The sequence below is a fragment of the Pseudomonas sp. Z5-35 genome, assembly GCF_051131945.1.
GTDB lineage: Bacteria > Pseudomonadota > Gammaproteobacteria > Pseudomonadales > Pseudomonadaceae > Aquipseudomonas > Aquipseudomonas marvdashtae.
Window position 1 is genome coordinate 1,761,579 of record NZ_CP071640.1, and the last position, 23,114, is coordinate 1,784,692.

20 protein-coding genes are annotated in these 23,114 nt (G+C 62.4%); 17 read left to right on the forward strand and 3 right to left on the reverse strand.

Features of this window, described 5'->3' with window-relative positions; all coding sequences use genetic code 11:
- Window positions 1-53: 53 nt before the first annotated feature.
- Window positions 54-2,501 (reverse strand): acyl-CoA dehydrogenase, encoded by a 2,448-nt coding sequence (locus J3P95_RS08325; protein ID WP_434577882.1) that lies wholly within the window; start codon window positions 2,499-2,501, stop codon window positions 54-56.
- A gap of 296 nt (window positions 2,502-2,797) precedes the next feature.
- Here J3P95_RS08325 and J3P95_RS08330 point away from each other — a divergent pair, with 296 nt between their 5' ends.
- From J3P95_RS08330 to J3P95_RS08340, 3 genes are all read left to right on the forward strand, one after another.
- On the forward strand, window positions 2,798-3,421 hold the full coding sequence (locus tag J3P95_RS08330; RefSeq protein ID WP_434577880.1) for a glutathione S-transferase family protein: 624 nt from the start codon (window positions 2,798-2,800) through the stop codon (window positions 3,419-3,421).
- A gap of 133 nt (window positions 3,422-3,554) precedes the next feature.
- The gene (locus J3P95_RS08335) at window positions 3,555-4,487 is read left to right on the forward strand and encodes an ABC transporter ATP-binding protein (RefSeq protein WP_434562051.1); all 933 of its coding nucleotides are present in this window, start codon (window positions 3,555-3,557) and stop codon (window positions 4,485-4,487) included.
- Window positions 4,484-5,263 (forward strand): ABC transporter permease, encoded by a 780-nt coding sequence (locus J3P95_RS08340; RefSeq protein ID WP_186611537.1) that lies wholly within the window; start codon window positions 4,484-4,486, stop codon window positions 5,261-5,263. Before J3P95_RS08335 ends, J3P95_RS08340 begins: the two co-directional genes overlap by 4 nt.
- Window positions 5,264-5,335: 72 nt before the next feature.
- On the opposite strand, the gene J3P95_RS08345 is transcribed toward J3P95_RS08340, so the two are convergent.
- On the reverse strand, window positions 5,336-5,851 hold the full coding sequence (locus tag J3P95_RS08345) for a DUF2062 domain-containing protein (protein ID WP_434562053.1): 516 nt from the start codon (window positions 5,849-5,851) through the stop codon (window positions 5,336-5,338).
- Window positions 5,852-5,995: 144 nt separating this feature from the next.
- On the opposite strand from J3P95_RS08345, the gene J3P95_RS08350 reads away from it, so the two are divergent.
- The 12 genes from J3P95_RS08350 (at window position 5,996) to J3P95_RS08405 (ending at window position 17,486) form a co-directional block, all read left to right on the forward strand.
- Window positions 5,996-8,242: a DNA internalization-related competence protein ComEC/Rec2 gene (locus J3P95_RS08350; protein ID WP_434577878.1), complete on the forward strand. Its 2,247-nt coding sequence runs from the start codon at window positions 5,996-5,998 to the stop codon at window positions 8,240-8,242.
- A gap of 95 nt (window positions 8,243-8,337) precedes the next feature.
- Window positions 8,338-8,973 carry a MotA/TolQ/ExbB proton channel family protein gene (locus J3P95_RS08355; protein WP_434563748.1) on the forward strand — a complete coding sequence of 212 codons (636 nt, stop codon included), beginning with the start codon at window positions 8,338-8,340 and terminating at the stop codon, window positions 8,971-8,973.
- Window positions 8,970-9,398, forward strand: coding sequence for a biopolymer transporter ExbD (locus J3P95_RS08360; protein WP_186611534.1), 429 nt, complete (start codon window positions 8,970-8,972; stop codon window positions 9,396-9,398). Before J3P95_RS08355 ends, J3P95_RS08360 begins: the two co-directional genes overlap by 4 nt.
- The gene (gene lpxK, locus J3P95_RS08365; protein WP_434577876.1) at window positions 9,398-10,408 is read left to right on the forward strand and encodes a tetraacyldisaccharide 4'-kinase; all 1,011 of its coding nucleotides are present in this window, start codon (window positions 9,398-9,400) and stop codon (window positions 10,406-10,408) included. Before J3P95_RS08360 ends, lpxK begins: the two co-directional genes overlap by 1 nt.
- Before the next feature lie 23 nt (window positions 10,409-10,431).
- On the forward strand, window positions 10,432-10,617 hold the full coding sequence (locus tag J3P95_RS08370) for a Trm112 family protein (protein WP_003179363.1): 186 nt from the start codon (window positions 10,432-10,434) through the stop codon (window positions 10,615-10,617).
- On the forward strand, window positions 10,614-11,378 hold the full coding sequence (kdsB, locus tag J3P95_RS08375; RefSeq protein ID WP_186611532.1) for a 3-deoxy-manno-octulosonate cytidylyltransferase: 765 nt from the start codon (window positions 10,614-10,616) through the stop codon (window positions 11,376-11,378). The genes J3P95_RS08370 and kdsB overlap by 4 nt, the downstream gene beginning before the upstream one ends.
- Window positions 11,378-11,842 carry a low molecular weight protein-tyrosine-phosphatase gene (locus tag J3P95_RS08380; RefSeq protein WP_434562059.1) on the forward strand — a complete coding sequence of 155 codons (465 nt, stop codon included), beginning with the start codon at window positions 11,378-11,380 and terminating at the stop codon, window positions 11,840-11,842. Before kdsB ends, J3P95_RS08380 begins: the two co-directional genes overlap by 1 nt.
- A complete protein-coding gene (murB, locus tag J3P95_RS08385; RefSeq protein ID WP_434562061.1) occupies window positions 11,839-12,858 on the forward strand; it encodes a UDP-N-acetylmuramate dehydrogenase in 1,020 nt (339 codons plus the stop codon). Before J3P95_RS08380 ends, murB begins: the two co-directional genes overlap by 4 nt.
- 265 nt (window positions 12,859-13,123) lie before the next feature.
- Window positions 13,124-13,594, forward strand: coding sequence for a (2Fe-2S)-binding protein (locus tag J3P95_RS08390; RefSeq protein ID WP_434562063.1), 471 nt, complete (start codon window positions 13,124-13,126; stop codon window positions 13,592-13,594).
- Complete coding sequence (locus J3P95_RS08395) at window positions 13,591-15,906, forward strand: molybdopterin cofactor-binding domain-containing protein (protein ID WP_434577872.1); 2,316 nt, start codon at window positions 13,591-13,593, stop codon at window positions 15,904-15,906. The genes J3P95_RS08390 and J3P95_RS08395 overlap by 4 nt, the downstream gene beginning before the upstream one ends.
- Window positions 15,906-16,877 carry an XdhC family protein gene (locus J3P95_RS08400; protein ID WP_434577871.1) on the forward strand — a complete coding sequence of 324 codons (972 nt, stop codon included), beginning with the start codon at window positions 15,906-15,908 and terminating at the stop codon, window positions 16,875-16,877. The genes J3P95_RS08395 and J3P95_RS08400 overlap by 1 nt, the downstream gene beginning before the upstream one ends.
- A gap of 18 nt (window positions 16,878-16,895) precedes the next feature.
- A complete protein-coding gene (locus J3P95_RS08405; protein ID WP_434562069.1) occupies window positions 16,896-17,486 on the forward strand; it encodes a nucleotidyltransferase family protein in 591 nt (196 codons plus the stop codon).
- A gap of 79 nt (window positions 17,487-17,565) precedes the next feature.
- Here J3P95_RS08405 and rne read toward each other — a convergent pair whose 3' ends face one another.
- The gene (rne, locus tag J3P95_RS08410; protein ID WP_434577869.1) at window positions 17,566-20,793 is read right to left on the reverse strand and encodes a ribonuclease E; all 3,228 of its coding nucleotides are present in this window, start codon (window positions 20,791-20,793) and stop codon (window positions 17,566-17,568) included.
- Window positions 20,794-21,491: 698 nt separating this feature from the next.
- On the opposite strand from rne, the gene rluC reads away from it, so the two are divergent.
- Both rluC and J3P95_RS08420 read left to right on the forward strand, forming a co-directional pair.
- Window positions 21,492-22,448: a 23S rRNA pseudouridine(955/2504/2580) synthase RluC gene (gene rluC, locus J3P95_RS08415; protein WP_434562073.1), complete on the forward strand. Its 957-nt coding sequence runs from the start codon at window positions 21,492-21,494 to the stop codon at window positions 22,446-22,448.
- Window positions 22,438-23,100 (forward strand): HAD-IA family hydrolase, encoded by a 663-nt coding sequence (locus J3P95_RS08420; protein WP_434562075.1) that lies wholly within the window; start codon window positions 22,438-22,440, stop codon window positions 23,098-23,100. Before rluC ends, J3P95_RS08420 begins: the two co-directional genes overlap by 11 nt.
- Window positions 23,101-23,114 lie beyond the last annotated feature (14 nt).

A 23,114-nucleotide genomic window follows, 5' to 3' on the forward strand; every position in this document is an offset into this window, starting at 1 on the left:
TATAAAGCCCCTGCGCCCGCTTTTACATGGCAGCGATCAGATCGCCGACAGGGTTAACGAACTTTCGCCTCGGCGAGCATCAGTTCCTCCTTGTCGAAATCATCCACGTCGATGACCTGGCGGCGTGCCGCTTCAGCTGCGCGCAAAGTCTGCGCCTCACCGGCTTGCAGGACACCCGCTTCCAGGGCAGCGTCGATGAGGTGTTCACCGGGCGCCGGGTTGAGCTGCCCGTGCTTGAACGCGCCCTGCAGTTTTTTGTGCAGCGGCTGGGCGGCGGCCAGCAGGTCGGCGGCATGTTGCAACGCTCCGACTGGGTCGTCCGTCGATTGCGGGCGATAACAGCCTTGTAGCAGTTCCTCCAAGGTTGGATCGCCCTTGGCCCGGCCGATCACGGCGGCTACCTCGGCGTCCAACCTGTCGCTCGGGCCCTTGTGGCGCCGGCCGAAAGGGAACACCACCACCCGCAGCAGGCAACCCAGCACGCGGTTCGGAAAGTTCGCCAGCAGTTCGTCCAACGCCCGCTCCGACTGGCCCAGGCTTTCTTCCATGGCCCATTGGAACAGCGGCGCCATATGGTCTGGCGAGTCGAGGTCGTGGTAGCGCTTTAGAGCTGCAGACGCCAGGTAAAGGTTGCTCAATACATCACCCAGGCGTGCGGACAGGCGTTCGCGACGTTTGAGTTCGCCGCCGAGCAACATCATGCTCAAATCCGCCAGCAGGGCGAATGCTGCCGCCTGCCGATTGAGGGCGCGGAAATACCCTTGGCTCAAGGCATTGCCCGGCACGTTGTCGAAATGTCCCAGGCCCAGGTTCAGCACCAGGGTGCTGGCGGCATTGCTGACCGCGAAGCCGATGTGCTTGAGCAGTAAGCCGTCGAATTCGATCAGCGCCTGGTCCTGATCTTCCCGGGTCGCCAGCGCCATTTCCTTGAGTACAAACGGATGGCAGCGGATTGCACCCTGGCCAAAGATCATCAGGTTGCGCGAGAGGATGTTCGCTCCTTCGACCGTGATGAAAATCGGTGCGCCTTGCCAGCTTCGGCCCAGGTAATTGTTCGGGCCCATGATGATGCCCTTGCCGCCGTGCACGTCCATGGCGTGGCTGATGCACTCGCGACCGCGTTCGGTCAGGTGGTACTTGAGGATCGCCGACAGCACCGAGGGTTTCTCGCCGAGGTCTACCGCATTGGCGGTCAGCATGCGCGCGGCATCCATCAGCCAGGCGTTACCACCGATCCGCGCCATGGCCTCTTGAATACCTTCGAAGGCAGCCAGCGGTACGTTGAATTGTTCACGCACCTGGGTGTATTGGCCTGTCACCAGGCTGGTGAACTTCGCCGCGCCGGTGCCTACCGCCGGCAGGGAAATCGAGCGCCCGACCGACAGGCAGTTCATCAACATCATCCAGCCCTTGCCGAGCATGGCCTGGCCGCCGATGAGGAAGTCCAGCGGGATGAACACGTCCTTGCCCCAGTTCGGCCCGTTCATGAAGGCGGCACCGAGGGGCAGGTGACGGCGACCGATCTGGACGCCGGGTGTATCCGTCGGGATCAGCGCCAGGCTGATCCCGAGGTCCTCTTCGTCGCCGAGCAGGTGGTCGGGATCGTAGGCTTTGAAGGCCAGGCCGAGGAGGGTGGCGACCGGGCCAAGGGTGATGTAGCGCTTTTCCCAGTTCAAGCGCAGGCCCAGGGTTTCCTTGCCTTCCCATTCGCCTTTGCAAATGATGCCGGTGTCGGGCATCGCCCCGGCGTCGGAGCCGGCCAGCGGCCCAGTCAGGGCGAAGCAGGGGATATCGTCACCACGGGCCAGACGCGGCAGGTAATGGTTGCGTTGTTCATCGGTGCCATAGTGCAAGAGCAGTTCGGCCGGGCCGAGGGAATTGGGGACCATCACGGTGGAGGCCAGGTCGCCGCTGCGGGTCGCCAGTTTCATCGCCACCTGGGAATGGGCATAGGCGGAGAACCCCTTGCCGCCGTATTCCTTGGGGATGATCAGCGCGAAGAAACCGTGTTCCTTTATATGGGCCCAGGCCTGCGGCGGCAGGTCCATGGCTTGGCCGATCTGCCAGTCGCTGACCATCGCGCAGAGCGCTTCGGTAGGGCCGTCGAGGAACGCCTGCTCTTCTTCGGTCAATTGCACCTTGGGGTAGGCCAGCAACATGTCCCAGTTCGGGCGGCCACTGAAAAGCTCGCCGTCCCACCACACCGTGCCGGCGTCGATGGCATCGCGTTCGGTCTGCGACATGGGCGGCAAGGTCTTCTGGAACCAGTCGAACATCGGTGCGCTGAAATATTTGCGGCGCAGGTCTGGCAACAACAGCGGGGCAGCGACGACGGCGAGCGCCAGCCACAGGATCAGCATCAGCCAACCGGGGGCGTGGCTGGAAACACCCATGACGAGCAAATAGACCGCGACGATGCCCAGCGCGGGCAGCGGGGCGGTGCGACGGTGCGCCAGCCAGGCTATTCCAACGACCAGCACCAGTATCCACAACAACAGCATAAGTGATCCTCCGTGAACCAAGGCAAACCGACCTTCAGAGCTTAGACGGCCCCTGCAAAACCGGCGGTAGGCGCGATGTGACTGTTTTCGTGGGAAACCCTCGACACATTGCGCCAGTCTGGTTGGCAACAGCCGTGGGAAATCGTTCGTTGTCAGCGTGAGAAAACGCCATTGTCTGGCCGAAACGTCGTTATCGCCGAGCCAGGGCTGTTATGGATTGAGGACCTGCCGGGCGATTTGAGCCAGGGCTGATCCGGCGTATGCTGCTGCGGCATTTATCCAATGAGGAAGCCGTGATGCTGAAGATCTGGGGCCGGAAGAATTCATCGAACGTGCGCAAGGCGTTATGGTGCGCCGAAGAGCTGGGCCTGGTTTACCAGGCCATCGACGCGGGCGGGGCGTTCGGTGTGGTGGACACGCCTGAGTACCGTGCGAAGAATCCCAACGGCCGTGTCCCGATGATCGAGGAGGACGGCTTCGTGCTCTGGGAATCCAACTCCATCGTCCGCTATCTGGCCGCTCGTCATGCCCCGGGTTCGGCCTGGTACCCCGCTGACGTTCGGGCCCGAGCTCGGGCTGAAAAATGGATGGACTGGACCACCTCCAGCTTCGCTGCGCCGTTTCGCACGGTATTCTGGGGTGTGTTGCGCACCCCTCCCGAGCAACAGGACTGGGCGGCCATCAACGCGGGAATCAAGGAATGCAGCGACTTGCTGGCGATGGTGGAGCAGGCCTTGGCCGAACAGCCTTACCTCTCGGGTGAAGAAATCGGCATCGGCGACATTCCCTTGGGCAGTTTCATTTATGCCTGGTTCGAGATGCCCATCGGGCGCCCCGACCTGCCTCACCTGGAGGCCTGGTATGCACGGCTCACGCAGCGTCCAGCCTATCGAAAAGCCGTCATGACCGCGTTGACTTAATACTTACTATCGACACACTTCACTGTACTTGTGCGGCGACGCCACTCACCATTGCCTTCGTGTGCCGTGGTTGTATTGCTCGCCGCACGCCCTTATCTATTCTTTTCTTCCCCTTCTTGGTGCGTAATCCGATATGAGTTCCGCTCTGTCCATACGGCAGTTAACCAAAACCTACGGCAACGGTTTCCAGGCCCTGAGTGGTATCGATCTGGACGTTGCCGAAGGTGATTTCTTCGCCTTGCTTGGCCCTAACGGAGCAGGCAAGTCCACCACCATCGGCATTCTTTCCACCCTGGTGAATAAGTCCGGCGGTACGGTAAATGTCTTCGGCCATGACCTGGACCGTTCACCCGCCGCGCTCAAGCGTTGCATTGGCGTGGTGCCCCAGGAATTCAATTTCAACCAATTCGAAAAGACCTTCGACATCGTCGTGACCCAGGCCGGCTACTACGGCATCCCGCCGAAGGTCGCCAATGAGCGCGCCGAACAGTACCTGACCCAACTAGGGTTGTGGGACAAGCGCGACGTGCCGTCCCGTTCTTTGTCCGGGGGCATGAAGCGGCGCCTGATGATTGCCCGCGCGCTGGTGCACGAGCCGCGCCTGCTGATCCTCGACGAACCGACCGCGGGTGTGGACATCGAGCTACGCCGTTCGATGTGGACCTTCCTGACCGAGCTGAACCAGAAAGGCATCACCATCATCCTCACCACGCACTACCTTGAAGAAGCCGAGCAGCTGTGCCGCAACATCGGCATCATCGACCACGGCACCATCGTGGAAAACACCAGCATGCGCCAGTTGCTGAGCCAGTTGCATGTGGAAACCTTCTTGCTGGACCTCAAGCATGACCTGAGTGTCGTGCCGCAGCTCGTTGGCTATCCCACCCGGCTGGTGGACGGCCACACACTGGAAGTCCAGGTCGACAAAGCCGCTGGTATCACCGGGTTGTTCACCCAATTGGCGCTACAGAACATCGAAGTGCTGAGCTTGCGTAACAAAACCAATCGCCTTGAGGAGTTGTTCGTGTCCCTGGTGGAGAAAAACCTGGCGAAGGTGGCGGTATGAGTTCCGAATTGCGCCCCAACCTCATCGCTCTCAACACCATCGTCTACCGAGAAGTCCGACGTTTCATGCGAATCTGGCCGCAAACGCTGCTGCCGCCGGCCATCACGATGGTTCTGTATTTCGTCATCTTCGGCAACCTGATCGGCCGGCAGATCGGCGACATGGGCGGCTTCACGTACATGGACTACATCGTGCCGGGACTGATCATGATGTCGGTGATCACCAACTCCTACGGCAACGTCGTGTCGAGTTTCTTCGGCAGCAAGTTCCAGCGTTCGATCGAAGAACTGATGGTCTCGCCGGTTTCACCTCACACGATCCTGATCGGCTTCACCTTGGGCGGCGTGCTGCGAGGGCTGGCGGTGGGTCTGATCGTGACGCTGCTGTCACTGTTCTTCACTGACCTGCAAGTGCATCACCTGGGGTTGACGATCCTGGTTGTAGTGCTGACGGCGACGATCTTTTCGCTACTGGGTTTCATCAACGCCGTGTTTGCGCGCAACTTCGATGACATTTCCATCATCCCGACCTTCGTGCTCACGCCGTTGACCTACCTGGGCGGAGTGTTCTACTCGATTTCCCTGCTGCCACCGTTCTGGCAGACCGTATCGCTGGCCAACCCGGTGCTGCACATGGTCAACGCTTTCCGCTACGGGATCCTTGGGGTTTCGGACATTCGCATCAGCATTGCGATTACGTTCATGGTGGTGGCGACCGTGGTGCTTTATGTGGGGTGTGCGCGGTTGTTGGTGAGTGGGCGGGGGATGCGGACCTGAGCCGGTAGTTTCATGCGCCACCCTCTCGAGCGGAACGAAAAGGCCTCCAATTGTTGGAGGCCTTTTCGCATTTCACATCCGGCTTTTCTTACGTCGCCGCCACTGCCGCGTCACCCACCATCGCCAATACGCCATGGTGACAAAATAAGCCAACGCGCCAAGCACCAACCCCGTCACCACAGACCCCAGCAAAAACGGCTGCCACAATGTCGACAACTGGTTAGTGATCCACTCCCAGGTCAGCTCATCCGGCAACGTCCGGGCTGGCACGTCCATCAGCCAGGCGCCGGTTTGATAAGTGCAGAAGAACACCGCAGGCATCGTGATGGGGTTGGTCAACCAGACCAGGCTCACCGCAATCGGAATATTGCCACGCACCGTGACGGCCAGCGCCGCGGCCAACAGCATTTGCAACGGGATCGGCAGAAACGCGGCGAACAGGCCGACGGCCATCGCTCGTGCCACTGAATGGCGATTGAGGTGCCAAAGGTTGGGATCGTGAAGCAGAGTACCGAGAAAGCGTAAGGACTTGTGTTCCCGAATGCTCGCTGGGTCAGGCATGAAACGTTTGAATAGGCGCCGGGGCATAAGGCTTCTCGGTGGGATCAAAGCAGTCAGGTCGCAAGTATGTCCGGATTCTACGGCCGGCAGATTCAGACTTTGTGACAATTGATAACGCGCGCGGTGCCATGAACCGGCTAAGCCTGAGAGGGAACTCTCAAGGATGAGCTTATGCGTACAGCAATGGTCGCGCTTGCATTGGGGCTGCTGGCCCCGATTTTTCTACCGGTATTGCCGCCGCTGTGGCTGATCGCAGCCATGTCGATATCGGCATTGATGGTGTTGCCATCGCGCCTTTACCCGGTGGGCTTCTTTTTCTTCGGGCTGGCTTGGGCCTGTTTCTCGGCGCAGCTTGCATTGGACGACCGGTTACCCGCCGCGCTGGAGGGTGAGACCCGTTGGGTCGAGGGGCGTGTCGTCGGCTTGCCGCAACAGAGTGACGGCGTGGTGCGCTTCGAACTGGCCGACGCTCAATCCCGACGCACACGCTTGCCGACGTTGATGCGCCTGGCCTGGTACGACGGGCCGGCGGTCAACAGCGGTGAAAAATGGCGCCTGGCGGTCAAGCTCAAAAGGCCCGCCGGGCTGCTCAATCCCCACGGCTTCGACTATGAAGCGTGGTTGCTGAGCCGGGGCATTGGCGCGACCGGCTCGGTCAAGGATGGTTGGCGGGTGCAGCCGGCCGAAGGCGCCTGGCGCGATGGGGTGCGCCAGGCGCTGGCAAAAGTCGATGCCCAGGGTCGCTCCGGCGCGCTGATGGCGTTGGTTCTAGGCGACGGTGCCGGTCTGGCCCGGGAAGATTGGCAGGTGCTGCAAGACACCGGCACTGTCCATTTACTGGTGATCTCCGGACAGCATATCGGCTTGCTTGCCGGCCTGGTTTATCTACTGGTGGCCGGCGCGGCGCGTTATGGCGTATGGCCGTCGCGTCTGCCGTGGTTGCCCTGGGCCTGTGCGCTGGCTTTTGCCGCTGCCCTGGGTTACGGCTTGCTCGCCGGGTTCGAGGTGCCGGTGCGGCGGGCCTGCGCCATGATCGGGCTGGTGCTGTTGTGGCGCTTGCGCTTCCGGCAGGCGAAGCCTTGGTGGGCTTGGCTGTTGGCCTTCGTTGGAGTGCTGGTGCTGGACCCGCTGGCGAGCCTGCGGCCAGGGTTCTGGTTGTCGTTTGCCGCCGTGGCCATATTGATGTTCACGTTTGGCGCTCGCCTGGGGCCCTGGCGTTGGTGGCAGACTTGGACCCGCGCCCAGTGGCTGATTGCGCTCGGCCTTTGCCCGTTGTTACTGATACTGGGTTTGCCGGTCAGTCTCAGCGGTCCGTTGATCAACTTGCTGGCGGTGCCCTGGATCAGCTTGTTGGTATTGCCTGCGGCCCTGCTTGGCACGGCGTTGCTGCCGGTCCCGTTCGTGGGGGAAAGCCTTTTATGGATCGCCGGTGGATTGCTCGATCTGCTATTCAAGGGGCTTGCCTTGGCAGCCGGGCGAATACCGGCTTGGGTACCGCCCGCCTTGCCGCTATGGGCCTGGGCTCTTGCGACGCTCGGCGCGTTGTTGCTGTTGTTGCCCAGGGGCTTGCCGTTGCGGATCCTGGGCTGGCCGATGTTGTTGCTGATCGTTTTTCCTCCATGGGAAGAAGTGCCCCAGGGGCAGGCCGAAATCTGGCAACTGGACGTTGGCCAGGGGTTGGCGGTCCTGGTGCGCACCCGTCGCCATGCCTTGCTATATGACGCGGGGCCGCGCTTTGGCGACGCCGATGCGGGCGAGCGCGTGGTGGTGCCGACGTTGCGCAAGCTCGGCGTGCGCGGATTGGACCTGATGTTGCTCAGCCACGCCGATGCAGATCACGCCGGCGGCGCCCGTGCCGTGCGCAACGGGCTACCGACGACTCGGGTGATCAGCGGCGACCCCGCTACGCTGGCCGTCGATCTGCAGGCGGGCCCGTGCGATAGCGGTGAAGGCTGGGAGTGGGACGGGGTCAGGTTCGAGCTCTGGCGATGGGCATCGGCTGTCGAAAGTAACCAGACGTCCTGCGTCTTGCTGGTCGAGGCCTGCGGCGAGCGATTGTTGCTGACGGGTGACATCGACACCCATGCCGAGCGCGCCTTGCTCGACGGTCCATTGGGGGCGCCGACCCAATGGCTGGCGTCACCGCATCATGGCAGCCGCAGCTCATCGTCGATTGCGCTGCTGGCGCGCCTGCAGCCTCATTCGGTATTGATCTCCCGAGGGCGAAACAACGCATATGGCCATCCGCATCCATGGGTGATAGAGCGCTATCGAAGGTTGGGCATGACAATCTATGACAGTGCCAAACAGGGTGCCATTCGTCTGCAACTGGGCGCGTTCGGGCCGGCGCACACCCTAGCCGGCGAACGTCGATACTGGCGTGAGCCGCCACCCGCTGGCCCATCGACGCAGCATTGATCTGGCTCATCGTTCTTGCCGTGTTGTCGGCCGGGCGGGTCTGCACGGCGAGTCTGTATGATAAAGTGGCGCACTTTTTCGAGGGGGCTGTCACTGTGTGGGAATTGGTCAAATCCGGCGGTTGGATGATGTTGCCGATCATTCTGAGTTCCATCGCGGCATTGGGTATCGTTGCCGAACGCCTGTGGACCCTGCGGGTCAGTCGCGTGACCCCGGAGCATCTGCTCGGGCAGGTCTGGGTCTGGATCAAGGACAAACAGCTGAACAAGGACAAGCTCAAGGAGCTGCGAGCCAGTTCGCCTTTGGGGGAGATTCTTGCGGCGGGCCTGGCGAATTCCAAGCATGGTCGCGAGATCATGAAGGAATGCATTGAAGAAGCGGCCGCGCGGGTCATTCATGACCTGGAGCGCTACCTCAACGCCCTGGGTACCATCGCGGCCATGTCCCCATTGCTGGGCCTGCTGGGCACTGTGCTGGGCATGATCGATATTTTCAGTGCCTTCACCGGTTCTGGCATGACCACCAACGCCGCGGTGTTGGCGGGGGGTATTTCCAAGGCCCTGATCACCACCGCCGCAGGCCTGATGGTCGGTATCCCAGCCGTGTTCTTCCACCGATTCCTGCAACGCCGCGTCGACGAGTTGGTGGTGGGCATGGAGCAGGAAGCCATCAAGCTGGTCGAGGTGGTGCAGGGCGACCGTGACGTGGACCTGGCCGGGGGCAAGCAGTGAAATTCCGCCGCAAACCACGGGAAAACATCGAGATCAATCTCGCGTCGCTGATCGACGTGGTGTTCATCCTGCTGCTGTTTTTCGTCGTGACCACCACGTTCACCCGGGAGACCCAGCTCAAGGTCGAATTGCCGCAAGCGGTCAGTGGTTCGCCCGCCGAAGACCAGCAGTTGAAGAACCTGGAAGTCACCATCAGCGCCGAAGGCGCGTTCTCGGTGAACAACCATTTGCTGCCCAAAAGCGACCTGGCGAGCCTGATCGAGGCCCTGCAGAAGGAATCCGGCGGTGACACCAGCCTGCCGTTGTCCATCAGCGCCGACGGCAAGACCCCTCATCAATCCGTTATCACCGCCATGGACGCGGCCGGCAAGCTCGGCTTCAGCCACCTGCGCATGACGACGGTCGAGGCGGCGCCGGCGCCCTGATGGCCATGTCCGATCGATTGCTTGCCGCGTGGTACGAAGGTCACCCGGCCCTGACGCTGTTGCGACCGCTGGAATGGCTGTATCGACGTGTGGTGGTGAGCAAGCGCGAACGCTTCCTGGCGGGCGACGGCGAGATCTACCAACCGCCCGTGCCGCTGATCGTGGTCGGCAATATTACCGTTGGCGGTACCGGCAAGACGCCGTTGATCCTGTGGATGATCGAACATTGCCAGCGCAGTGGCTTGCGGGTTGGCGTGGTCAGTCGTGGCTATGGAGCCAAGCCGCCGCAACTGCCTTGGCGGGTCCAGGCCGAGCAGGGCGCCGACATCGCGGGTGACGAGCCGCTGCTGATCGTCCAGCGCACCGGTGTGCCGTTGATGATCGACCCTGATCGCAGTCGCGCAGTCCGCGCGCTGCTGGAAGCCGAGCCGCTGGACCTGATCCTGTCCGACGACGGCATGCAGCATTACCGCCTGGCCCGGGACCTTGAACTGGTACTGATCGACAACGCCCGCGGCCTCGGCAACCGCCGTTGCCTGCCTGCCGGTCCGTTGCGCGAACCGGTCGAACGCCTGCAATCGGTCGATGCGGTGTTGTACAACGGCGCCAGCGCCGACCGCGAAGACGGCTTCGCCTTCCAATTGCGGCCCACCGCCCTGGTGAACCTCGCCAGTGGAGAACGGCGCACCCTCGACCACTTTCCAGCCGGGCAGGCCCTGCACGCCGTGGCCGGTATCGGCAATCCGCAGCGTTTCTTCACGACCCTCGAAACGCTACACTGGCGGCCTATACCGCACGGGTTTGCCGATCACGCCGAATACAGTGCCCAGGCCTTGAATTTCACGCCAACCCTGCCAGTGGTCATGACGGAAAAGGACGCGGTCAAGTGCCGTGCCTTCGCCGCGCCGCACTGGTGGTACCTGGCGGTGGACGCCGCACCGTCGCCAGCCTTCGCGGCCTGGTTCGATAGGCAATTGATGCGCCTGTTGCCGGATCGGCTCTTGCCTTAAAACCTTTTACCCAGGGGAATTCCATGGACACCAAATTGCTCGATATTCTGGCCTGCCCAGTTTGCAAAGGCCCGCTCAAGCTCAGCGCCGACAAGACCGAACTGATCAGCAAGGGTGCCGGCCTGGCCTATCCGATTCGCGACGGCATCCCGGTGATGCTCGAGAGCGAAGCCCGCACCCTGACCACTGATGAGCGCCTGGATAAATGACCACAGCCTTCACCGTCGTCATTCCGTCGCGCTTCGCCTCGACGCGCCTGCCGGGCAAGCCGTTGTTGTTGATCGCCGGCAAGCCGATGATCCAGCACGTCTGGGAACAGGCCAGCAAAAGCAGCGCCCAGCGCGTGGTGGTCGCGACTGACGATGCGCGCATCGTCGAAGCCTGCGAGGCGTTTGGCGCCGAAGTGGTGCTGACCCGCGAAGATCATAATTCCGGCACCGATCGACTGGCGGAAGTCGCCACGAAACTGGGCCTTGAACCCGACGCCATCGTGGTCAACGTACAAGGCGACGAGCCGTTGATCCCGCCCAGTGTGATCGATCAGGTCGCGGCTAACCTGGCGGCCCATCCCGAAGCGCGCATGGCGACCCTGGCTGAGCCGATCGACGACGTGCAAGCGTTGTTCAATCCCAATGTGGTCAAGGTGATCAGCGACCTCAATGGCCTGGCCTTGACCTTCAGCCGCGCGACGTTGCCCTGGGCGCGGGATGCCTTCGCGCAAAGCCGGGACGTGATGCCCGAAGGCGTGCCGTACCGCCGCCATATCGGCATCTACGCCTACCGCGCCGGCTTCCTCCACGACTTCGTGGCCTGGGGACCGTGCTGGCTGGAAAACACCGAAGCGCTGGAACAGTTGCGTGCCCTGTGGCACGGCGTACGAATCCATGTGGCCGATGCACTGATCGCTCCGCCGACCGGTGTCGATACCGCTGAAGATCTTGAGCGCGTTCGGCGCTTGCTGGAGGCCTGATGCGGGTTTTGTTTGTCTGTCTCGGCAATATCTGCCGATCGCCCACGGCCGAAGGCATCTTGCGCCACAAGTTGCGCGAAGCCGGGCTGGACGCTCAGGTGGAGGTCGCCTCCGCCGGCACCGGTGACTGGCACGTCGGCAAGGCACCGGACAAGCGCAGCCAGGCCGCGGCCCTGAGCCGTGGCTACGACTTGTCGGCCCAGCGCGCCCAACAAGTGACGCGCGCCGATTTCGCCGCCTATGACCTGATCCTGGCGATGGACAGCAGCAACCTGCGCAATCTCAAAGTCCTGCAACCGACCAATGCCAGGGCTGAACTGGACCTGTTCCTGCGTCGTTACGAGGCGGAACTCGATGACGTACCAGACCCTTACTATGACGGTGAGCAAGGTTTCGAGCAGGTGTTGGATTTGATTGAACGTGCCACGGATCGCCTGGTGGTCGAACTGAAGGGGCGGTTATGACCTTGCACGTCCAGCCGGGTGTCAGCCTCAAGCCATTCAACAGCTTTGGCGTGGATGTCGCCGCCCGGTTGTTCGCCCAAGCCCACAACGACGAGGATGTCCGTGAGGCCTTGGCCTACGCCGCCGAGCAAGACATGCCCCTGTTGGTCATCGGCGGCGGCAGCAACCTCTTGTTGACCGGCGACGTGGACGCGCTGGTGTTGCGCATGGCCAGCCAAGGCGTCCGCCTGCTCAGTGATGACGGCGAGCGCGTGGTGGTCGAGGCCGAGGCGGGCGAGCCATGGCACGCTTTTGTCCAGTACACGCTGGCGCAAGGTTGGTCGGGGCTGGAGAACCTCAGCCTGATTCCCGGTACGGTGGGTGCGGCACCGATGCAGAATATCGGCGCCTACGGGGTGGAGATAAAGGACGTCTTCGCTGGCCTCACCGCGCTGGATCGTGACACCGACGAGCTGCGCGATTTCACCCTTGAGGAATGCGGTTTCGCCTACCGCGACAGCCTGTTCAAGCAACAGGCCGGGCGCTGGTTGATCCTGCGGGTGCGTTTCGCCCTCAGTCGTGCCGCGCACTTGCATTTGGAGTACGGCCCGGTCCGCCAGCGATTGACCGAACAGGGCATCGATCAGCCAACGCCCACGGATGTGAGCCGGGCCATCTGCAGTATCCGCAGCGAAAAACTGCCAGACCCAGCGGTGCTGGGCAATGCCGGCAGCTTCTTCAAGAACCCGTTGGTGCCGGCCTCCCACGTGGCGCAACTCAAGGCCCGATACCCGGACTTGGTGGCTTATCCACAGCCCGACGGCCAGATGAAGATCGCCGCTGGCTGGCTGATCGAGCACGCCGGCTGGAAGGGGTTTCGCGAGGGCGACGCCGGGGTGCATAAATTGCAGGCGCTGGTGTTGGTCAACTACGGCAATGCGACCGGCCTGCAACTGCTTGAACTGGCTCGGCGCATCCAAAAGGACATTGCCGAACGTTTTCAGGTCGAGCTGGAAATGGAGCCCAATCGGTACTGACCCGCGCTTCGCAATCGCCGGAAAAAACGCCCTGGACAGGCTGCACAAAACCATTTGTGCAGGATTGTGCAGGGCGTTTTGCTTGATCCTGGGTTAATTTAACGGGCTGGCGATGCGAGCATACGCATCCCTGAGGCCCGGTGCAGACGCGTGCTCGCGTGTGCACAAGAGAGCCCGATTAGCCTGAGCCAGTCTGCGACACCGAACCGATAACCAAACGGCAGATGGCTCGACCCCATAACTCGATGACGATGCGGGCGTGCCCATGATTACCCTGAAACTCAATGGAAAAGATCACCAACTGGATGTGACCGAGGACATGCCGCTGCTATGGGCAATCCGTGACGTGGCCGGTTACAACGGCACCAAGTTCGGCTGCGGCATGGGCTTGTGCGGCGCCTGCACCATCCACATCGACGGCGCCCCTGCTCGCAGTTGCATCACGCCGATCGGCTCGGTGAAGGGGCAAAGCGTCAGCACCATCGACGCGCTTCACGTCGACCCGGTCGGGCAGGTGGTGCAGAAAGCCTGGCTGGACACCGCGGTAGCTCAGTGCGGTTTTTGCCAGGGCGGGCAGATCATGTCTGCTACAGCCCTGCTCAAGACCAACCCCAACCCCAGCGACGAGCAGATCGAAGAAGCTATGGTCGGCAACCTCTGCCGCTGCGGCACTTATAACCGGATCAAGACCGCGATACGCCAAGCCTCCACTCACCTGAAGGAGGCCAAGGCATGAGCCGCTTGCCCGATGATTTTGTCCTGAGCAACCTCAGCCGTCGTGGTTTCCTGAAAGGTGCGAGCGCTACCGGTGTGCTGGTGCTGGCGGCCACGTGGGGCCTGCCGGATGCCTTCGCCGAGGAAAAGAAATTTGGCGCCGAGGGCATGCCCAATGGCGCGGTCGACGACCCCAAGGTCTACTTGAGCATTGCCGCCGACGGCAGCGTGACGGTGATCTGTAACCGTTCCGAGATGGGCCAGGGTGTGCGCACCAGCCTGAGCATGGTGGTGGCCGACGAACTGGACGCCGACTGGGCGCTGGTCAAGGTCAAGCAGGCACCGGCAGATGAGGCGCGCTTCGGCAACCAGGACACCGACGGCTCGCGCAGCATGCGCCATTGGTACGAGCCGATGCGCCGTTGCGGTGCCGCCGCGCGGACCATGTTGGAACTGGCCGCCGCTGCACAATGGAACGTGCCGGTAGGCGAATGCCGCGCGCAGCTGCACAAAGTGGTGCACCAGCCTTCCGGGCGGGAGCTGGGTTATGGCGCCTTGGCTGCCGCAGCCAGTGCCTTGCCGGTGCCGGCCCGCGAGAACCTGCGCCTCAAGCAGCCTTCGGAGTTTCGTTACATCGGCAAGGAGGCGAGCCGTGCCATCGACGGCGCGGACATCGTCAACGGTCGCGCAGTCTTCGGTGCCGACGTGCATTTCGACGGCATGCTCTATGCCGTCATCGCGCGGCCGCCGGTCTATGGCGGCAAGGTCAAGAGCGTCGACAGCAGCGCGGCGTTGAAAGTACCAGGCGTGGTCAAGGTGCTCCAGATCGAGGGGCGCCCATTGCCTTCGGAATTCCAGCCTCTGGGCGGCGTGGCGGTGGTGGCGAAAAATACCTGGGCGGCGATCAAGGGCCGCGAAGCGCTGAAAATAGAGTGGGACGACGGCCCGAACGCCGGTTACGACTCCATCGCCTATCGCAAGGAACTGGAAGCGGCTGCTCGCCAGCCTGGAAAAGTCCTGCGCAGCACCGGTGATCTCGATGGCGCATGGGCCAAGGCCGATTCGACGTTGGAAGCTTCGTATTATCTGCCGCACCTGTCCCAGTCCCCAATGGAGCCGATGGTCGCCGTCGCCCGGTTCAAGGATGGCCAATGCGAAGCCTGGGCCCCGAGCCAGGCACCGCAGGTGACCCGCGAACGTGTCGCCGAACGCCTGGGCATTCCTTTCGAGAAGGTCACGGTGAACATCACCTTGTTGGGCGGTGGTTTCGGACGCAAGTCGAAACCCGACTTCGTCGTCGAAGCCGCCGTGCTCGCCAAGGAGTTTCCCGGTCAGGCGATACGGGTGCAATGGACCCGCGAGGATGACATCCACCATTCGTATTTCCACACCGTATCGGCCCAATACCTGAAGGCCAGCCTGAACCAGGACGGCATGCCTTCCGGTTGGCTGCATCGCACCGTGGCGCCGACCATCACCGCGTTGTTCGCTCCGGGCATGACCCACGAAGCGCCGTTCGAAGTAGGAATGGGCGTGACCAACATGGCCTATGCGATTGCCAACATGCGCCTGGAAAATCCCGAGGCAGTGGCTCATACCCGGGTGGGCTGGTACCGCTCGGTGTCGAATATTCCCCACGGTTTTGCGATCCAGAGCTTCATCGATGAATTGGCCCACAAGGCCGGCCAGGATCCTCTGAAGTATCACCTCAAGTTGCTGGGGCCGGACCGCAAGATCAATCCGAACAGCCTGAACGACGATTGGAACTACGGCGAATCCCCCGAGCGTTATCCCATCGATACGGCGCGGATCCGTACTGTGCTGGAGACCGCCGCAAAAGCCGCCGGCTGGGGGCGCGAACTGCCCAAGGGCCGGGGCTTGGGGCTGGCGGTGCACTACAGTTTCGTCACTTACGTCGCGGCGGTGATCGAAGTCGAGGTCAAGGATGACGGCACGGTGATCGTGCACAAGGCCGACATTGCCGTGGATTGTGGGCCACAGATCAACCCCGAGCGCATCCGCTCCCAGTTCGAAGGCGCCTGCGTCATGGGCTTGGGTAATGCGGTGGTGGGGGAAATCAGCTTCAAGGACGGCAAGGTCCAGCAGGATAACTTCCACATGTACGAAGTGGCGCGCATGTCCCTGGCGCCCAAGGAAGTGGCGGTGCATCTGGTCACGCCGCCGGGTGAAGTGCCCTTGGGCGGCGTGGGTGAGCCAGGCGTGCCGCCGATTGCACCGGCGCTGTGCAACGCGATTTTTGCTGCCACCGGCAAGCGTATCCGCGATCTGCCCGTGCGTTATCAGCTGCAAGGCTGGCAACAGGCCAAAGCCTGATGGACAGCGTTGACCTGAATGTCCTGCGCAGCGTGCTGGCGTGGCGCCGCGCCGGGCAGCGCGTGGTGTTGTTTACCGTAGTCCAGACCTGGGGCACCGCGCCACGGCCTCCCGGCGCCATGCTGGCCCTGCGCGAGGATGGCGTGGTAATCGGTTCGGTGTCGGGCGGTTGTGTCGAAGATGACTTGATTGCCCGGTTGCACGACGGCCGGATTCCGGCGGACGGCCCGCCGGTGCAGTTGATCACCTATGGCGTCACCCGCGAGGAGGCAGCGCGCTTCGGCCTACCGTGCGGCGGCACCTTGCGCCTGACGGAAGAGCGAGTGGGCGATCCACAGTGGGTTGCCGACTTGCTGGAGCGTTGCGAGGCCCATGAGATTGTCGCCCGGGAATTGACCGTCGCCACCGGTAGCGTGTCGTTGGTGCCGGCCAGTAAAAGCGATGCTTTAGTGTTTGATGGCGAGACACTGCGGGCGATTTATGGGCCGCGTTGGCGGCTGCTGTTGATCGGCGCTGGGCAGCTGTCCCGTTACGTCGCGGAGATGGCCCGGCTGCTGGATTTCGAAGTGCTGATCTGCGATCCGCGCAAGGAATTCGTCTACGGCTGGGAAGAGCAGCATGGCCGCTTCGTGACCGGCATGCCCGACGAAGCGGTGCTGAGCATCCAGACTGATGAGCGCACGGCGATCGTGGCGCTGACCCATGACCCGCGCCTGGACGACATGGCCTTGTTGACCGCCCTCGATTCCAAGGCCTTTTATGTGGGCGCCCTGGGGTCGCGGGTCAACAGCCAGAAACGCCGGGACAACCTGGCTCAGCTAGGCTTGTCGGCACAGGCCATCGAACGGCTGCATGGCCCTATCGGCCTGCACATCGGCAGTCATACACCAGCGGAAATCGCCTTGTCGTTGCTGGCGGAAATCGTTGCCATCAAAAATGGCATCGAACTGCGGCAGAAGAAACCGCTGTAAGCCACAAAGGAGCAGGTTATGACTGGGTCCATTGGCGTGATCATTCTTGCGGCGGGATCGGGTCGCCGTTTCCGTGAGGTTGCCGGTGCCGACAAGGATAAGTTGCTGGCCGATTGCACCGGGCGTGACGGTGCGGTGCGCTCAGTGATCGAACATGTGCTGGCCAATTTACCGTCCTCCCTGGAAAAGCGCGTGCTGGTGACCCGCAACGATCGTCCGCAGGCCATTCGCATGGCCCAGGCCTACGGGTGCGATTACGTGGAGCTGGACTCGCCCGGCCTGGGCGACAGCATTGCCGCCGGCGTCCGGGCGTGCCCGGACCTTGATGGCTGGCTGATCGTGTTGGGCGACATGCCGTTCATCTTGCCGTCGAGCTTCGAAGGGGTGATGGCGGGGATGCGCGAGGATGGCGTCAGCGTGCCGGTGCTTGCCGGGGAGCATGGGCATCCGGTGGGATTCGGTCGCGCGTTGGGTCCGCCACTGATGGCCTTGACGGGTGATCGCGGCGCCAAGGTGCTGTTAGCCGGGGCGCACGTGGTCCACGTGCCGGTGGACGATCCAGGTGTGACGTGGGATGTCGATGTGCCTGAGGCACTGGTTTTTAGATAACTCACTCGATCAGATCCACTGAGGCATAAAAAAGCCCCGCCTGGCATCACCAGGCGGGGCTTTTTACTGGGCGATGGAATCAGGCGTGAGGTTTAGGCTCGTGCTCTTTTTCCAGGGCTTCAGGGTGGTGCGGTGCAACTTCTTCAGCGGACTGCTGAGGTTCGTCGATCGCTGGCTCTGCTGCGGTTTCGGCAACCGGGGCAGGGGCTTCGACGGCTTCCACGACTGGCGTCGGTTCGGCGGCAGGCGCCAGGGCAGCGGCAGCCTGTTCGGCTTCCTTCTGCAGGCGCTCGGCTTCACGCTTGCGACGGCGCACTTCACGCGGATCATTCGGAGCGCGGCCATTCGGAGCCAAGGCGCTGACAGGTGCAGGTGCCTCAACCGGGGCCGGAGCTTCGACAACCGCAGGAGCCTCGATCACTGGCGCAGGCTCTTCCACCGAGGCAGCTTCGACCTCCGGAGCAGGCTCGATCACTTGCGCTTCGACGGTTTTCACCGGCTCAGGCTCGGCGATTGGCGCTGGCGCTGCGGGTTCTGCGTGCCAGTTGAACGTCGTCTGCTCTTCACGAACAGGTTCGGGCGCAACTTCCTCGGCCGGGGTTTCCTGCACCGGAGCTTCGACGGCAGGTTCGGCGGCGGCCACTGGCTGCTCGACGACCGGTGCCGGCTCGGCGGCGGCTTGGACTTCAGGCTCTGCGTCGGGAACCGGCGCGAGTTCCACTTCCGGCGAAGCGGTGGCTTGTACTGGCGTGGTCGCTTCGACGACTGGCGCTTCAACCGGGGCGTCTTCCACCGCAGCGGTGGCGCGTTCAGCCTGCTCGTGTGCCTGGGCTTCGGCCGGGGCGCTGATCGCGCTGCTGGCCACTGCCGCGGTGACGGCCAGGCCTGCGGCCAGATCCGCACCGCTTGGCGCTTCGGCGTTCTCGGCGGATTCGGACTCTTCCGAACCTTCGATCACGTTGCCATTAGCATCACGTTGACGCTCGCGGCGGTTGCTGCGACGACGCTGGCCACGGGAGCGGCGGCGTGGACGATCGCCTTCGGCATTGTCCTGGCCGTCTTCCTGCAACTGCTCTTCGCTGTTCAGCACTTCTTCTTCGCTGGCAGCGGCGGCTGCCTGCTCGGCGCGTGGTTGACGCTCTTCACGCGGCTGACGCGGTGCGCGTTCTTCGCGAGGCTGGCGGGCCGGGCGCTCTTCAGCCGGTGCGGCGCCAGCGGCGGCAGCTGGTGCGGCATCCAGTGGCTCACGCAGTTCGCGGACACGTTCTTCACGTTCGCCACGCGGCTTGCGGTCTTCGCGCGGTGCACGCGGCTGACGCTCTTCACGTGGAGGACGCGGTGCGCGCTCTTCACGGGCTACGGTTGGAGTCGCTGGCGTTTCCTCGCGGGCTTCGCGTGGCTGACGCTCTTCGCGCGGCTCGCGTGGCGCTCGTTCTTCACGGGGCGCGCGTTCTTCGCGCGGCTTGCGCTCTTCGTCACGGCGACCGTTGCGATTGCGGGTCTGCTGGCGACCGTTACGGCGCTCCTCGTTGCGGGCCGGACGCTCGGTAGCGGCAGGCTTGGCGACGACGGCCGGAGCGGCAGGCTCTTCCTTGGAGGCAAACAGGCTGACCAAGGATTTCACCAGGCCCTTGAACAGGCTCGGTTCTGGCGCGGCCGCTGGGGCAGGGGCCGGGGCGGCGACTTCGGTCGGGACCGGAGCGTTGGCGCGGGCTGGGGCAGTCTTGACCGCCGCTTCCTGGCGAACCAGGGTGCGAGTCGCCGCAGCGGGCTGGACTTCTTCCACTTCGGCAGCGGCAGCAGCGATTTCGTAGCTCGACTGGTTGGTGTGGGCTTCCGGGCTGTCATCGCGCAGGCGCTGCACTTCGAAGTGCGGCGTCTCGAGGTGATCGTTCGGCAGGATGACGATACGGGCCCGGGTGCGCAGTTCGATCTTGGTGATCGAGTTGCGTTTCTCGTTGAGCAGGAACGCTGCCACTGGAATCGGCACCTGGGCGCGGACTTCGGCGGTGCGGTCTTTCAGGGCTTCTTCTTCGATCAGGCGCAGGATCGCCAAGGACAGCGATTCAACGTCACGGATGATGCCGGTGCCGTTGCAGCGAGGGCAAACGATGCCGCTGCTTTCACCCAGCGATGGACGCAGGCGCTGACGGGACATTTCCAGCAGGCCGAAACGCGAGATACGACCGACCTGTACGCGGGCGCGGTCGGCTTCCAGGCACTCACGGACCTTCTCTTCCACGGCGCGCTGGTTCTTGGCCGGGGTCATGTCGATGAAGTCGATGACGATCAGTCCGCCGATGTCGCGCAGGCGCAACTGACGGGCGATTTCTTCGGCGGCTTCAAGGTTGGTCTGCAGCGCGGTTTCTTCGATGTCGCTGCCTTTGGTGGCGCGCGCCGAGTTGATGTCGATGGACACCAGGGCCTCGGTCGGATCGATGACGATGGAGCCGCCGGACGGCAGTTCGACGACGCGCTGGAAGGCGGTTTCGATCTGGCTTTCGATCTGGAAACGGTTGAACAGCGGGACGCTGTCTTCGTAGAGCTTGATCTTGCTGGCGTACTGCGGCATCACCTGGCGGATGAAAGTCAGGGCTTCGTCCTGGGCTTCGACGCTGTCGATCAGCACTTCGCCGATGTCCTGGCGCAGGTAGTCGCGGATGGCGCGGATGATCACGTTGCTTTCCTGGTAGATCAGGAATGGCGCGGAGCGATCCAGCGAGGCTTCTTTGATGGCGGTCCACAGTTGCAGCAGGTAGTCGAGGTCCCACTGCATTTCTTCGCTGCTGCGGCCAAGGCCGGCAGTGCGCACGATCAGGCCCATGTCGGCGGGTGCGACCAGGCCGTTGAGGGCTTCACGCAGTTCGTTGCGCTCTTCGCCTTCGATGCGGCGGGAGATACCACCGGCACGCGGGTTGTTCGGCATCAGGACCAGGTAACGGCCGGCGAGGCTGATGAAGGTGGTCAGGGCGGCGCCCTTGTTGCCACGTTCTTCTTTTTCGACCTGGACGATGACTTCCTGGCCTTCGCTCAGGACGTCCTTGATGTTGACGCGGCCTTCAGGGGCCTTCTTGAAGTATTCGCGGGAGATTTCTTTGAGGGGCAGGAAGCCGTGGCGCTCGGAGCCGAAATCGACAAAGGCAGCCTCAAGGCTTGGTTCGATGCGAGTAATCCGGCCTTTATAGATGTTGGCCTTCTTCTGCTCGCGTGCACCGGATTCGATATCCAGGTCGTAGAGGCGCTGGCCGTCTACCAGTGCAACACGCAACTCTTCGGGTTGAGTTGCGTTAATCAGCATTCTTTTCATGTAGTACCGTCGGTTTCCGGGCTGCCGGAAACGGCGTTCGGCACACACGACTTCTCACGGTCGGTGTCAGGTGCGTCCTGGTAATGGCGGGCCATTCCAGTGTCCAGCGAGTTCGACCCAATGATGGCGAAGTCGCGACGGACGCGTCCTGCTTGCTGGTACTCAAGCACTCAGTCAGGAGGAGGAATCAACCGGCGTCTGTGGACGAGATGAAGCGTCTAAATATAAGCCTAATGCTACACAGTCCGACGGTTGTACATCTCCACCCTACACGTATCCCTGATAATTCGGGTGCTGCCGCGCGCAGAATCCGCAGCGGGTTGGCATTTACCGTGAGCTCCGAAAGGGGAGGTCACGCATCATGGCTAATTTAGGCGTTGTTTCCGAAGCTCTCGCTCGGGGTCGTTCCCAAGTGACTGCACTTTGTGAACTGGCCATGAATGTGGCGCGCAAGGCGAGTCAAAACTCTGCTTTGCGGCGTATTTCAGGCCTCATGTCACCTGCGCTCGTTACACTCGAAAACTCTACCGTTACGTAGCAAAAGCCCCGTAGGACGGCCTCTCGTCCTCGTGAATTGCGTTGGTCAGGGCCGGTTTTTAACCGCTAGTCCGCTGGCCAGCCACTTTTGGCGGCGTTCGCGACTATAGCAGCAATGATTAAGTGCTTCAATTCCATAAAAAATTGTTATCATCGCGGCCATGACAACTACTGCCCCTTCGACCCCTGGCGTTCAACTGCTCGAGGTCTCGCCGGAATATGCCGGCCAACGAATCGATAATTTCCTCCTTGCCCGGCTCAAAGGCGTGCCCAAGACCTTGATCTATCGCATCTTGCGCAAAGGCGAAGTGCGGGTGAACAAAGGTCGGATCAAGCCCGAGTACAAACTCCAGGCCGGCGACGTCGTGCGCGTGCCGCCGGTTCGCGTGCCCGAGCGCGACGAACCGGTGCCCTTGGCGCAAGGTTTGTTGCAACGCCTTGAAGCCTCGATTGTCTTCGAAGACAAGGCGCTGATCGTGGTCAACAAGCCCGCGGGTATCGCGGTCCACGGCGGCAGTGGCCTGAGCTTCGGGGTGATCGAAGCCTTTCGTCAGTTGCGTCCGGATACCAAGGAGCTGGAACTGGTCCATCGCCTGGATCGCGATACCTCCGGTCTGCTGATGATCGCCAAGAAGCGCAGCATGCTGCGGCATCTGCACGAGCAGTTGCGCGGCGATGGTGTCGACAAGCGCTACATGGCGCTGGTGCGTGGTCGTTGGGATACCTCCGTGAAGCAGGTCCGTGCGCCGTTGCTCAAGAGCAACTTGCGCTCGGGTGAGCGCATGGTGGAAGTCAACGAGGAGGGTAAGGAAGCGCTTACCGTATTCAAGGTGCTCCGTCGCTTCGGCGATTTCGCCACCATGGTCGAGGCCAAGCCGGTGACCGGGCGCACGCACCAGATTCGCGTCCATACCCTGCATGCCGGGCATTGCATTGCCGGTGACAGCAAATATGGCGATGACGATTTCACCAAGGAAATCCGCGACCTGGGTGGCAAGCGCCTGTTTCTCCATGCCTATATGCTGACCGTGCCGCTGCCCGACGGCGGTGAGTTGAAATTGCAGGCTCCCGTGGATGACATGTGGGCCAAGACCGTGGAGCGGTTGAGTGCATCCTGATTACAAGCTGCTCATATTCGATTGGGACGGCACTCTGGCCAACTCCATCGGTCGGATCGTGGAGGCGATGCATGTCGCGTCGGACCGCACGGGTTTTCCCTTGCGTGACGATCTGGCGGTAAAAGGCATCATCGGCCTTGGGTTGCCGGAGGCGATTCGCAGCCTGTATCCGGAGATCGACGATGAGCAATTAATCGTTTTTCGCCAGCATTACGCCGATCACTACATTGCACTGGAAGCCGAGCCTTCGCCGTTGTTCGAAGGCGTGGCGCAGACGCTTCATGCGTTGCGGGGCGAGGGCTATCGCCTGGCGGTCGCAACTGGCAAGGCTCGGCGCGGGCTGGATCGGGTGTTGAAGGCTCACGGCTGGGACGATTATTTCGACATCACCCGAGCCGCGGACGAAACCGCCAGCAAGCCGCACCCATTGATGCTTGAGCAGATCCTTGCTCATTGCGATATGCGGCCCGAACAGGCGCTGATGGTCGGGGACTCGTCGTTCGATCTGCAAATGGCGCGCAATGCTGGCATGGGCTCGGTGGCTGTCAGTTATGGTGCCCAGACGATCGAGGCGCTAAAGGCCTTCGAGCCGTGCCTGGCCATTGACCATTTTCCTGAGTTGCACGCCTGGCTGAGCCGGCGTGCCGATTAAGTTTTGACGGGGAT